General features: G+C 70.2%; 9 protein-coding genes. 6 read left to right on the top strand and 3 right to left on the bottom strand.

What is annotated here, in order from left to right; translation table 11 throughout:
• Positions 1 to 19: 19 nt before the first annotated feature.
• Positions 20 to 913 (bottom strand): hypothetical protein, encoded by an 894-nt coding sequence (locus AB0C82_RS18220; protein WP_362842630.1) that lies wholly within the window; start codon positions 911 to 913, stop codon positions 20 to 22.
• A 244-nt stretch (positions 914 to 1157) separates the two neighbouring features.
• Here AB0C82_RS18220 and AB0C82_RS18215 point away from each other — a divergent pair, with 244 nt between their 5' ends.
• Positions 1158 to 1931, top strand: a complete 774-nt coding sequence (locus AB0C82_RS18215) for a serine protease (RefSeq protein WP_362842627.1) — start codon at positions 1158 to 1160, stop codon at positions 1929 to 1931.
• 67 nt (positions 1932 to 1998) lie between these two features.
• Here the strand turns inward: AB0C82_RS18215 and AB0C82_RS18210 are convergent, their stop codons facing one another.
• Complete coding sequence (locus tag AB0C82_RS18210) at positions 1999 to 3807, bottom strand: beta-galactosidase family protein (RefSeq protein WP_362842624.1); 1809 nt, start codon at positions 3805 to 3807, stop codon at positions 1999 to 2001.
• A 161-nt stretch (positions 3808 to 3968) separates the two neighbouring features.
• Between AB0C82_RS18210 and AB0C82_RS18205 the strand changes: the two genes are divergently transcribed.
• The 5 genes from AB0C82_RS18205 to AB0C82_RS18185 all read left to right on the top strand — a co-directional run bounded on the left by AB0C82_RS18205 (position 3969) and on the right by AB0C82_RS18185 (position 10932).
• Complete coding sequence (locus tag AB0C82_RS18205) at positions 3969 to 4847, top strand: AraC family transcriptional regulator (protein ID WP_362842621.1); 879 nt, start codon at positions 3969 to 3971, stop codon at positions 4845 to 4847.
• Positions 4848 to 4872: 25 nt separating this feature from the next.
• On the top strand, positions 4873 to 5199 hold the full coding sequence (locus AB0C82_RS18200; protein ID WP_362842618.1) for a chorismate mutase: 327 nt from the start codon (positions 4873 to 4875) through the stop codon (positions 5197 to 5199).
• A gap of 201 nt (positions 5200 to 5400) precedes the next feature.
• A complete protein-coding gene (gene pepN, locus AB0C82_RS18195) occupies positions 5401 to 7905 on the top strand; it encodes an aminopeptidase N (RefSeq protein ID WP_362842615.1) in 2505 nt (834 codons plus the stop codon).
• Between the two features lie 205 nt (positions 7906 to 8110).
• Positions 8111 to 9505 carry an aminotransferase class V-fold PLP-dependent enzyme gene (locus AB0C82_RS18190; RefSeq protein ID WP_362842612.1) on the top strand — a complete coding sequence of 465 codons (1395 nt, stop codon included), beginning with the start codon at positions 8111 to 8113 and terminating at the stop codon, positions 9503 to 9505.
• Positions 9502 to 10932, top strand: a complete 1431-nt coding sequence (locus AB0C82_RS18185) for a SidA/IucD/PvdA family monooxygenase (protein ID WP_362842609.1) — start codon at positions 9502 to 9504, stop codon at positions 10930 to 10932. Before AB0C82_RS18190 ends, AB0C82_RS18185 begins: the two co-directional genes overlap by 4 nt.
• Before the next feature lie 78 nt (positions 10933 to 11010).
• On the opposite strand, the gene AB0C82_RS18180 is transcribed toward AB0C82_RS18185, so the two are convergent.
• Complete coding sequence (locus tag AB0C82_RS18180) at positions 11011 to 12816, bottom strand: 5'-nucleotidase C-terminal domain-containing protein (RefSeq protein WP_362843155.1); 1806 nt, start codon at positions 12814 to 12816, stop codon at positions 11011 to 11013.
• Positions 12817 to 13094 lie beyond the last annotated feature (278 nt).

Genomic DNA, 13094 nt, shown 5'->3' with positions numbered 1-13094 from the left:
GGGGAGGCCTTCGCTCCCGTCACGTATCGCACTCCACCACCGTCCGGCACACCCCGCACCGCACGCGCACCCGCCCCCGCACCGCGACCCGGATGCGCTGGTGGCACGTGGGGCAGCCGAACGACACCCGCAGCCCCTCACCGCCGCCCTCGAACGCGTACGGAACTTCCGGGTCCGCCACGCCTCCAGGGTGGTCCCGCGCGTGCCGCCGGTCCTTCGCGTAGCGGCGCCGGCCCGCCCACCCCGCCGCCGTCAACGGCGGCTGCCGCCCGTCGCGCAGAGCCAGTTCCCGCCCCTTCGCGTACGCCGTGTACGCCTGCGGGCTCGTGAACCAGGGCGACGGGTCCTCGTCGAAGGCCAGCGCCCGCTTCGCCAGGACGTACCCGAACTCCTCCGGCGTGAGGTATCCGAGCTTCTGGCTGGACGTGGCGTCCTCCCGGAAGGCGTCCAGCAGCAGCCACCCGGCGCCGAGATAGGCCGCCGCCGTGTCCGTGAGGATCTCGTTGTCGCGCGTGCCGGGGAATTCGAGCCCCAGCCGGTGCAGCAGTACGTGCATCACCTCGTGCGCCAGCGCGGCACCGATGTCCCGGCGGTGCGTGCGGAAGCGGTCGTTGAGCTCGATGAAGTACTCCGGCCCCGCCGCCAGTTCGACGCTCGCGGCATGGTCCATCCGCCGGAAGCCGACGATCATGCGCGCATCGGGCAGCCGCAGGTGCTGGACCATCGCGTGAGCCACCCGCTGGGCTCCGAGGTGCAGATCGTCCACGTCCGAGAAGGCGGCGTCGGCGGGCGCGAGGCTCGTGGCGTAGGCGTACATCCCGTCGGGGGAGATCCGCCGGTAGAGCGCCGTGATCGCGGACCGGACCGTGCCGAGATGCGGGAAACCATGGACCACCGGGCTGCCGTCACTCACGCCGCAACCCCCATCCGTGACGCTCGACGGAGCTCCACTGTATGCCGACCGGTGCGGCGACGCGCCGTCGTTCACCCGGTGGGCGTGGCCGGAAAGTACGCCTTGTGAACACGGTGATCACTTCCCGATAATCCGACCACGCTCTTGTCGGGGTCATGCCGAGAACTGCCTGTGGCGGGACTCCGGTCCGGGCGCGCACCCCCACGAAACCCCCCATGCACCCCCCACGAAAGAAGGCAGTTCCTTGAAGCAGCTTCTGCGTGCACTGAAAAGATGCACCGTCATAGCCGCCGTGGCCCTCGCCACCGTCAGCCTCCAGCCCGCCGCCTCCGCGGCCCCCGCCCCCGTCGTCGGCGGAACCCGCGCCGCCCAGGGCGAGTTCCCCTTCATGGTCCGGCTCTCCATGGGCTGCGGCGGTGCGCTCTACGCCAAGGACATCGTCCTGACCGCCGCCCACTGCGTCAGCGGCTCCGGCAACAACACGTCTATCGTCGCCACCACGGGCGTCGTCGACCTCCAGTCGTCCACAGCCGTCAAGGTCAGGTCCACCAAGGTCCTGCGGGCCCCCGGCTACAACGGCACGGGCAAGGACTGGGCGCTGATCAAACTGGCCTCGCCCGTCAACCAGCCGACTCTGAAGATCGCCACGACCACCGCCTACAACCAGGGCACCTTCACCGTCGCCGGCTGGGGCGCCGCCAGGGAAGGCGGCGGCCAGCAGCGCTACCTCCTCAAGGCGAACGTGCCGTACGTCTCCGACGCCGACTGCCAGGACGCGTACGGCGGCTCCCTCGTCCCCGGTGAGGAACTCTGCGCCGGATACCTCGCCACCGGAGGCGTAGACACCTGCCAGGGCGACTCCGGCGGCCCGATGTTCCGCAAGGACAACGCCGGAGCCTGGCTCCAGGTCGGCATCGTCAGCTGGGGCGAGGGCTGCGCACGGGCCGGTTACCCCGGTGTGTACACCGAGGTCTCGACCTTCGCCTCCTCCATAGCGGCAGCGGCGGCCACACTCTGACCCGCGGCTTCCGGCAGCACCCGCCGGCCCGCTGCCACCGACGGCACCGGCCGGCCCGACAGTCCGGTCACGTCTGAACATCCCCGGGGGTGCCCGTCCGGACGGGCACCCCCGGACCCAGTTCCACGAACGGCTCGCCCGCCCCCTCCAGCTCCAGCACCCACACCTCGTTGGAGCCGGCCCTCAGCACCGGACCCGGCACGTACAGCGTCCCCTGCGGACCCGCGGACCAGTACCGGCCCAGACAGAAGCCGTTCACCCACACGAACCCCCGCACCCAGCCAGGCAGTTCCAGCCCGCCATCACCGACACCCGACGCCGGAGCCTCGAACGTCCCCCGGAACAGACCCGTCAGCCCGGCCGCCGAGTCGCCGATCGACCGGAACGCGACCGCCGACACCCCGCGCGCGCCCTCGAAGGCATCGAGCCGCAGCGCACGCGCCCGCACCCCGTGCAGGAACTGCCGCTCGTGCAGCACCCCGCCCGTGATGCCCTTGGGCTCACCCAGCCGGCGCCCGTAATTGACCCGGCCCAGCGACTCCACCCACAACTCCACCTCCGCCGGCCCTCCGACCGGCTCGGCGAGAGTGCCCTCCTCCTCGGTCAGCACACCCGCCCGCACACCGTCCACGTACACCACCGCCCGGTCACGGAGCCCCACCGTCCCCAGCGCGTACGGCAGGCGCGGACCCGGCACATCGACCCGGTAACGCACCAGACCACGGTCCACCCCCAGCTCCTCGAACGTCGGCGGCACCCCGCTCTCCGCCGTCTCCGCATCGCCCAGCGCCTCCAGCACGCCCCCCAGGGGCGCCCACTCGGTCAGCTGGACCCGCACCGTCCCCGCCAGAACGGGCAGCGGCGCCGGAAGTTCCGGAAGCGGCCCGTCCGCATACCCGGCGAGCACCTCACGCATCAGCCGGAACTTCTCCGTCGGCCGCCCGTACTCGTCGACCGGCGCGTCGTAGTCGTACGACGTCACCGTGGACCGCAGCTCCTGATCCTGGAGCGGACCCGAGCGGTTCGCACCCGACCAGCCCCCGAAGTTCGTCCCCCCGTGCGCCATGTAGACGTTCACGGAAGCCCCGCACTCCAGGATCTCCCGCAACGCCCCGGCGGCCTCCGCCGGATCACGTACGACCGGATCGGCACCCCAGTGCTCGAACCAGCCGCACCAGAACTCCATGCACATCAGCGGCCCCCTCGGCTGATGACGGCGCAGCACCCCGAACGCCTCCCGCGCCCCCGACCCGAAGTTCGCCGTGGCCAGCAGCCCCGGCACGGAACCACCGGTCAGCATGTGATCCTCCGGACCGTCGGACGTGAACAGCGGCACGGTGATCCCGCACTGCCGCAGCAGCCCCGTCAGCTCCTCCAGATGGACCCGGTCGCTGCCGTAACTCCCGTACTCGTTCTCGCACTGCACCATGAGCACAGGCCCACCCCGGGTGATCTGCCGCCGCACCACCTGCGGAAGCAACTCCCGGAACCACCGCCCCACAACGGCCAGATACTCCGCGTCACGCGTGCGCACCCGCCGCCCGAACCTCCCCGTCACCCAGACCGGCAGCCCGCCGTTCTCCCACTCGGCGCAGATGTACGGCCCCGGGCGGACGATCGCCCACAGACCGGCCCGCTGCGCCGCGTCCAGGAAACGGCCCAGCGCCTCCACGTCACGGAAACGGCCGGGCCGGGGCTCATGGAGATTCCACGGCACATACGTCTCCACACAGTTGAGCCCCATGGCCCGAAGCATCGCCAGCCGGTGATCCCACTGCTCCTCATGCACCCGGAAGTAGTGCATCGCCCCCGACAGCAGACGTACGGGCTCGCCGTCGAGCAGGAAGTGGTCGTCCCCCACGGTGAAGTCAGGCATCGTGCTCGTACTCTCCTGTGTGCCTCGGTGTCCGAGGCCGGCTCCCCACCGGCCGGCCGGACCCACTGTCGCCCTCTGGCGTACGACGGGTCCATGGACAAAGATCACTGCTGTTTGGACACAACGTGAAGCAGAACGAAGAACGGGAGGGGAGCCGGCCGATGTACCACACATGGATGCGCTTCTTCACTCCCAGCCCGCTCCACCACCGCCTGGGCCTGGTCTGTCTCGGCGTGGGCCTCCAGCACGGCGCCCTGCCGCCGGTCGGCCCACGCACCCTCGACCACCACGTGGCCGTGATCATCAACTCCGGCAGCGGCTGGTTCATCGGCCCGGACGGCAGACGCCTGACCGTCACCGCCCCCAGCCTCATCTGGCTCACCCCCGGCACCCCGCACCACTACGGGGCCGACCCGGGCGCCGGCTGGGACGAGAGCTTCGTCGACTTCACCGGCCCCGCCACCACGACGTACACCGAACTCGGCTGCATCGAACCCGACCGCCCCCTCGTCCCGCTCTCCGACACCGCGGGACCACGCGCCGCCGTCGGCCGCATCGTGCGCGCCGCCCGCAGGGGCAATCCCCTCCTCGAAGTCGAGACGGGCGCCGCCGTCCACGAACTCCTCGTCTCCCTGCGCCGCGCCCGCGCCGACATCGGCCCCGACGGCGACCCCGTGCTCCAGGCCCTGGCCCGCGACGCCTTCCAGCCGCTGTCCGTCGCCGAACACGCCTCCCGCCACGGCATGACCCCCGCCGAACTGCGCACCGCCGTACGACGAGGCGCCGGATGCAGCCCCAAGGACTTCCTCCTCGGCATCCGGCTCGGCCGCGCCAAGGAACTCCTCGCCGCGACGGACCTGCCCGTCGCCGCGGTCGCCCGCCGCGTCGGCTACGACGACCCGGCCTACTTCTCCCGGCTGTTCGCCCGCCGCGTCGGCGCAGCCCCCGTACGCTTCCGCGACCAGCAGGGACGCAGTGTCCCCGGCGGCTGGAGCGACACCGTCCCCGACCCGGAACACCCGCCCACGATCAGGGGATGACCACCTTCGTTTAAGCTCCCTGACCATGACCACGAGCGACATCGACGAGTCCGTACGCGCCGAACTGAACCGGCTGCGCGAGAGCATCGACAACATCGACGCCGCAGTCGTCCACATGCTCGCCGAGCGCTTCAAGTGCACCCAGCAGGTGGGCCTCCTCAAGGCAGAGCACCAGCTGCCGCCCGCCGACCCCGCCCGCGAGGGCCGGCAGATCGCCCGGCTGCGACAGCTCGCCGAAAGCGCGAAACTCGACCCCGCGTTCGCCGAGAAACTGCTGAACTTCATCGTGGCCGAGGTCATCCGCCACCACGAACGCATCGCGGACGAATCGGCGAACGGCGACACCCCGTAGGCGAGCCGCCGTGCGGGGCGCACCACCCCGCACCGTGGCCGGCACACCCCGCCCACCGGCACCACCACCGACGGCGACCACCCCACCGCCCCCGCCCGGCCGCGACCGGCCCTGCGAAAACCCCACCGCCCCGCCCGGCCCGTGATCAGCCCTGCGAGAACCCCACTGCACACCCCCGTACGCGTACGGCAGCATGGGCGCATGTCCGTACTGACGCGCAACGAAGCGCAGACCCGAGCCCAGCTCCTCGACGTGACCCGGTACACGATCGACCTCGATCTCACCGCTGGCGAGGAGACCTTCGACTCCCGCACCGTCATCCACTTCACCGCCCACGCGGCCGGAGACACGTTCGTCGAGCTCAAGCCCGCCACCCTGCGCTCCGTCACGCTCGACGGACAGCCCCTCGACCCCGACCTCCTCGTCGAGAACCGCTACCCCCTCACCGGGCTCACCGCCGGACCCCACGAACTGCGCGCCGACGCCGCCATGCGCTACTCCCGCACCGGCGAGGGAATGCACCGCTTCACCGACCCCACCGACGGTGAGACCTACGTCTACACCCAGCTCTTCATGGACGACGTCCAGCGCGTCTTCGCCGCGTTCGACCAGCCCGACCTCAAGTCCGTCTTCGAGATCACCGTCACCGCCCCCGACGGCTGGACCGTCCTCGGCAACGGCATCGCCGAACACACCGGCGACGGCCGCTGGACCATCGCCCCCACCCCCCTCATCTCCACCTACCTCGTCGCCGTCGCCGCCGGCCCCTGGTACTCCGTCACCACCGAACACGCCGGACTGCCCTTCGGCATCCACTGCCGCCGCTCCCTCGCCCCCTACCTCGACGCGGACGCCGACGAGATCCTCGGCATCACCCGGGCCTGCTTCGACCGGTACCACGAGAAGTTCGACGAGCCGTACCCCTTCGACTCCTACGACCAGGCCTTCGTCCCCGAGTTCAACTCGGGCGCCATGGAGAACCCCGGCCTCGTCACCTTCCGCGACGAATTCGTCTACCGCTCCGCCGTCACCGACACCGAACGCCAGACCCGCGCCATGGTCATCTCCCACGAGATGGCCCACATGTGGTTCGGCGACCTCGTCACCCTCTCCTGGTGGGACGACATCTGGCTCAACGAGTCATTCGCCGAGTACATGGGCTACCAGACCCTCACCGAAGCCACCCGCTTCACCGACACCTGGGTCGAATTCGGCGTCGCCCGCAAGGGCTGGGGCTACGACGCGGACCAGCGCCCCTCCACCCACCCCGTCGCCCCCGACCCCGACGCCGTCCCCGACACCGCGTCCGCCCTCCTCAACTTCGACGGCATCAGCTACGCCAAGGGCGCGTCCGCCCTGCGCCAGCTCGTCGCCTGGCTCGGCGAGAAGGACTTCCTGGCCGGCATCAACACCCACTTCGCCCGCCACAAGTTCGCCAACGCCACCCTCGCCGACTTCATCGACAACCTGGCATCCGCCACCGACCGCGACGTCCACGCCTGGGCCGGACACTGGCTCCGCACCACCGGCATCGACACCCTCACCGCCCAGGTCGCCGAAAGCGACGGCCGGTGGACCCTCACCGTCGACCGCGACGGCAGCCGCCCCCACCGCATCACCGTCGGCACCTACGAACACACCCTCGACACCCAGTCCGGACCGGACCGCCTCGTCCTGCGCGAGCGCTTCGACATCGACGTCCCCCAAGGCGAAACCGTCACCCCCCGGCCCGGCCGCCGCCCCGCCCTCCTCGTCCTCAACGACGGCGACCTCACCTACGCCAAGGTCCGCCTCGACCCCCAGTCCTGGGACACCGTCCTGCGGTCGCTCTCCGGCATCCCCGAGCCCCTGACCCGCGCCCTCGTCTGGAACACCGCCCGCGACATGGTCCGCGACGGCGAACTCGCCCCCGCCGCCTACCTGTCCGCCGCCCGCACCCACCTCCCGTACGAAACCGACCTCGCCGTCGTCCAGGGCGTCCTCACCTTCGCGTCCCTCCACATCGCCGACCGCTACCTCGCCCCCCAGGACCGCCCCACCGCCCTGGCCACCCTCACCGCCATCTGCCGCGACCTCATCCGGCGCACCGAGGACGGCTCCGCGCCCGGCCTGCGCCTCATCGCCGTACGCCACTTCATCGACGCCGCCACCCAGCCCGACGGCATCCAGGACTGGCTCGCCGGCGGCACCGTCCCCGGCGGACCCGAACTCGACCCCGAACTCCGCTGGCGCATCCTCACCCGCCTCGCCGTCCTCGGCGCCACCGACGACACCGCCATCGACGCCGAACTCGCCAAGGACCCCAGCGCCACCGGACAGGAAGGCGCCGCCCGCTGCCGCGCCGCCCTCCCCACCCCGACGGCCAAGGCCGCCGCCTGGCAGGCCATGTTCGGCGACGACACCCTCTCCAACTACCTCTTCACCGCCACCGCCCAAGGCTTCTGGCAACCCGAACAGGACGACCTCGTACGCGAGTACGTACCCCGCTACTACCCCGACGCGACCGCACTCGCCATCCGCCGGGGCCCCGCCATCGCCGACGCCGCAGGCCGCTACGCCTTCCCCGCCACCACCATCGACACCCACAGCCTCAAGCTCGGCAAGGCAGCCCTGGACGACCAGGCACTCATCCCCGCACTGCGCCGCAAACTCATCGACCAGCTCGACGACCTCCGCCGCGCCCTCACCGTCCGCGAGACCCACTGACCGCACGACCCACGCACCACCCGTGCCCGGCCACCCGCCCAAGGGCGGCCGGGCACACCCATAGCAGGCGAACCCCCGGCAAACAGACCCCACGGACCAGCAGTACCCCTTTAGGGTTCAGATCGTTGAGCTCTTCGGCCGCGCCGCCCGAAACCTGGACAAGCTGGCATGTCCACCACCGCGCACCCGAAGGGCCACATCACCCATGCCCACACCCCTCGCCGGAGGCACCACAGGCCCCACAGCCCTGCGCCCCCTCCTCGAAACGGTGCTCAACGCCCTCGAACAGGGAGCCACCCGGCGCGGCGGACCGCTCCCCGCAGGCGGACCCGACACCACCACCGCCCGGATACGCGCCACAGGCCGCCCCCGCATCCCCCACACCGGGACCGGGGCCGAACACGCCCTGCGCACCCTCGTCACCGCCCTCACCGAAGGCGCCGCCGACCCCGCACACCCCCACTGCGCCGCACACCTCCACACCCCACCCCTCGCACTCGCCGCCGCCGCGGACCTCGCCGCCTCCGCACTCAACCCCTCCATGGACTCCTGGGACCAGGCCCCCGCCGCCTCAGCCCTCGAAGCCGATCTCACCGCCGCACTCGCCGCCGAGATCTACCCCCACGCCACCACACCCGACGCCGTCATCACCACCGGCGGAACCGAAGCCAACCAACTCGCCCTCCTCCTCGCCCGCGAACGCCACGGCCCCGTACAGACCATCTGTGCCGCCAACGCCCACCACAGCATCACCCGCGCCACCTGGCTCCTCGGACTCCCCGAACCCATCGTCATCCCCGCCCCCACCGGCGTCATGGACCCCGCAGCCCTCCACGAAGCCCTCACCCGCCACCACCACCCCCTCCTCGTCACCGCCACCGCCGGCACCACCGACACCGGACAGATCGACCCCCTCGACACCATCGCCGACCTCTGCACAGCCCACGGCGCCGAACTCCACATCGACGCCGCCTACGGCGGCCCCCTCCTCTTCAGCCCCACCCACCGCACCGCACTCCACGGCATCGACCGCGCCCACAGCGTCACCTTCGACCTGCACAAACTCGGCTGGCAGCCCGCCTCCGCCTCACTCCTCGCCGTCCCCGACCACCACCACCTCGACGCACTCCACCACCACGCCCCCTACCTCAACGCCGACGACGACACCGAAGCGGGCATCCCCGACCTCCTCGGCCGCTCCCTGCGCACCACCCGCAGACCCGACGCCCTCAAGATCGCCGTCACCCTCCAGGCACTCGGCCGCACCGGACTCGCCGACCTCATCGACCGCACCCTCACCACCGCCCAGCACCTCGCCGACCTCATCACCCAACACCCCACCCTCGAACTCCACGACCGCCCCACCATCAGCACCGTCCTCTTCCGCCCCACCGGCGCCACCGACCACACCGTCGCCACCATCCGCCGCACCCTCCTCAACCGCGGCCACGCCGTACTCGGCCGCGCCGAAGCCGACGGCCGCCGCTGGCTCAAAGCCACGCTCCTCAACCCCCACACCACCCCCCACGACCTCCACACCCTCATCGACCTCGTCACCACCGTCACAGACGACCTCGCGGAAGGCAGCACACCCCGATGACCGACCGGCCCACCCCCGAACCCGACCAGCCACACGACCTCGTCGGCATCGGCATCGGCCCCTTCAACCTCTCCCTCGCCGCCCTCGCCCACGGCGTACCCCGCACCCCCCGGCACCCCCGGCAACTCGACGCCGCCTTCTACGAACAACGCCCCGCCTTCCACTGGCACCCCGGCCTCCTCATCGACGGCGCCAGCCTCCAAGTCCCCTTCCTCGCCGACCTCGTCACCCTCGCCGACCCCGCAAGCCCCTGGTCCTTCCTCAACTACCTACGCAGCCGCGACCGGCTCTTCCCCTTCTACTTCGCCGAGCGCTTCCACATCCAACGCGCCGAATACGACGCCTACTGCCGCTGGGTCAGCGACCAACTCCCCGGACTCCACTACGGCCACCAAGTCGACGCCGTCCGCTGGAACACCGAACGCGCCCTCTTCGAAGTCGACTTCACCCAACTCGACGCCGACGGCGAAGCCGAAGCACTCGGCCGCTCCTACACCCGCCACGTCGCCATCGGCGTCGGCACCGAACCCTTCATCCCCGAACCCCTCAAACCCCTCGCCGAAGCCCACTCCGTCCCCGTCATCCACTCCGCCGACTACCTCGACCACCGCGAACGCCTCCTCGAAGCCGAACACATCACCGTCATCGGCTCCGGCCAGTCGGGCGCCGAAATCTTCCTCGACCTCCTCCGCGCCCGCCCCGTCGGCGCCGAAAAGATCCACTGGCTCGCCCGCACCGCCGCCTTCGCCCCCATGGAGTACTCCAAACTCGGCCTCGAACACTTCACCCCCGACTACAGCCGCTACTTCCACGCCCTCCCCGAATCCGTACGCGACGAACTCGTCCCCCACCAATGGCAACTCCACAAAGGCATCGACGCCGACACCATCGCCGCCATCCACGACGAGCTCTACCGACGCACCCTCCACGGCGGCTGGCCCGACGCCACCCTCACCCCCGGCGTCTCCGTACGCACCGCAGGCCGCGTCGCCACCACCCGCGTCGAACTCCACCTCGAACACACCCAGCAAGGCACCCGCTCCCGCCTCACCACCGACGCCGTCGTCCTCGCCACCGGCTACCGCGAACGCCCCCTCGACGGCCTCCTCACCGGCCTCGACCCCTACATGCGCCGCGACGCCTCCGCACGCCCCCGCATCGACGACCACTTCCGCCTCGTCCTCGACCCCACCGTCACCGGCCACGTCTACGTACAGAACGCCGAACGCCACACCCACGGAGTCGGCGCCCCCGACCTCGGCCTCGCCGCCTGGCGCAGCGCCACCATCCTCAACAACCTCACCGGCACCAACCCCTACCCCCTCCCCGACCGCACCGCCTTCACCACCTTCGGCCTCACCCCCTCCAACCACCCCCGCATCCCCAACCAGAGCCCCGCCCTCACCCCACTCGTCCAGAGCAACTGACCAACGGCACACAAAAGCGGCCGCCCCCCAGCCCAACCCGGGGAACGGCCGCACACCGCCACACAGACGACCAACCGCCTAGAACACCGGCGAACCCTCCCGCGTCAGCCGCCACCCCACGGTCGCGAACTCCGCCGGATCCACCGACCCCTTCGCCTTCACCCAGTTGATGATCGTGTTACGGATCTCGTCCGAATCCGCCCACACCTGCTTCGCACCCGGCACATGCGGGAAGTTGCCCCCACCACTCGCCCGGTAGTTGTTCACCGCCAACACGAACTCCGCCGCCGGATCGACCGCCGCACCCTCGAACGTCAGATTCACGATCCGCGAACCCACCGGCTGCGCGATATCGATGTCGTACGCCACCCCCGACACCGCGTCGTAGTTGTAATCCGGAATACCGTCCGCGTTCGTCAGCTTCGACGTATCCACCGGAACACCCACGGCCGTCCGCATGTAATACCGCGCCGAGTACTCCAGGTAATCCTTCAACTGCGCGCCCGTCAGCAGCCGGGCCTCAAGCGTGTTCTCGAACGGATACAGCCCCGCCGCATCCTTGATCGTCACCTCGCCCGCCGGAATCCCCGCCGTACGCGAGAAACACGACGCCTGCGACAACACCGGCAACGCCGCGTACGCCCCGCCGGCCAGCCCCGCCCTCACCGTCTCCGCCTGCACCTGATTGATCAGATCGATGATCGGCTCATCCAGCCACGGCGCCCGCGCCGTCGACATCGCCACCACCGACGTACCGATCACCTGATTCACATAGGCAACCACCTTCGTGTGCTCGTCACCGAGCAGAGAAGTGATCTTCGGGTCCTCGGCCACCACGTTGGAGTTCAGCACCTCGGCGCCGACCTTCTCCACCGACCAACGGCCCTTCTCCCAGACCAGATCGAAGTCGAACAACGTCAGCCGCTGCCCCCACTTCAACGGCTCTGACAGCACGACCTGCTTCCCCGTCTCCGCGTTCGTCACGAAGTACTCGGGAATCTCCGAATGCGCGTGCCCCACCAGAATCGCGTCGATCCCCGGAACCTGCTCCGCCACCAGACCGGCCGCGTTCTCCACATACGGCAACTGGTCCCCGTACGACGACGTACCGCTCGAACCCGAGTGCGCCGACACGATCACCACATCCGCGCCCATCGACCGCAGCTTCGGAACCCAGTGGGCCGCCTGCTCCTCAAGACCCGGGAACACCATCTTCCCGCCCACATTCGCCTTGTCCCAGATCGCGATACCCGGATTCGTCAGCCCCAGCACCGCCACCCGCACATCACGCCCGTGCGGCGTACGCAGCCGCTTGATCACATACGGGGCGAACGCCGGCCGCAACGTCTTCGCGTCCAGCGCGTTCGCACCCAGCAGCGGGAAATCACACTGCTCCTCGAACTTCCGCAGCACCGGAATCCCGTAGTTGAACTCGTGGTTGCCGAGCGCCGCCGCGTCGTAGCCGATCGCGTTCATCGCCTGCGCCATCGGATGCACCGGACCACGCTTCGCCGTGATCGGGTCGATCTTCGCGTAGTAGTACGAGAGCTGTGTGCCCTGAATCGTGTCACCGGCGTCGATCAGCAGCGTGTTGTGGCGTCCCCGCTCCTCCCGGATCCGGTCGACGAGCGTGGAGATCTTCGCCAGACCCACATCGTTGTGGGCCTTGTCGTCGAACTCCTTGTCCGTGAAGTAGTCCCAGTTGAAGACGTTGCCGTGCAGGTCGGTCGTCCCCATCACGGTGAAGGAGTACCGCTTCGCCGGACGCCGGCTGCTCGCCGGCTCCACCGCCACGGCCTGCCCCGCGACAGCACCGCCCGCTATCGCCACACCCGCACCGGCAGCAGCCGATCGGCCCAGAAACGTCCTACGGTTCAACGGCATCCTTGACTCCTCGTTCAGTTGAGCAACGCGCGTAGATTCTGGCTCAGTAAGTACCCTCCGCAACACCCCGTGCAGGTTTCGATCTGATGACCACTGCACGCACACCCCGCACGGACCCCACCCACGCCACGCCGCAGCGAACACGTGACCGACCGGACACCCCGCCCCTACGGCTCGGACCCCGTACCGAACCCTTCGAACCGACCCCGCTCACACACCCCGCCCGCCCCTCGGGAAACGCTCATCAGAGCACCCCGCCGCACAATTCAACACTTGTC

This window comes from Streptomyces sp. NPDC048560, assembly GCF_040650955.1.
In the GTDB taxonomy this organism is placed as follows: Bacteria; Actinomycetota; Actinomycetes; order Streptomycetales; family Streptomycetaceae; genus Streptomyces.
Note: the sequence above shows the minus strand (reverse complement) of the source record. Positions and strands in the feature narration are given on the sequence as shown.

Bases quoted from the DNA above. Each gene is read 5' to 3' on its own strand.
- AB0C82_RS18205 (WP_362842621.1), top strand. From the start codon at position 3,969: ATGTACCACACATGGATGCGCTTCTTCACTCCCAGCCCGCTCCACCAC.
- AB0C82_RS18180 (WP_362843155.1), bottom strand. From the start codon at position 12,816: ATGCCGTTGAACCGTAGGACGTTTCTGGGCCGATCGGCTGCTGCCGGT.
- AB0C82_RS18200 (WP_362842618.1), top strand. From the start codon at position 4,873: ATGACCACGAGCGACATCGACGAGTCCGTACGCGCCGAACTGAACCGG.
- pepN (WP_362842615.1), top strand. From the start codon at position 5,401: ATGTCCGTACTGACGCGCAACGAAGCGCAGACCCGAGCCCAGCTCCTC.
- AB0C82_RS18210 (WP_362842624.1), bottom strand. From the start codon at position 3,807: ATGCCTGACTTCACCGTGGGGGACGACCACTTCCTGCTCGACGGCGAG.
- AB0C82_RS18190 (WP_362842612.1), top strand. From the start codon at position 8,111: ATGCCCACACCCCTCGCCGGAGGCACCACAGGCCCCACAGCCCTGCGC.
- AB0C82_RS18185 (WP_362842609.1), top strand. From the start codon at position 9,502: ATGACCGACCGGCCCACCCCCGAACCCGACCAGCCACACGACCTCGTC.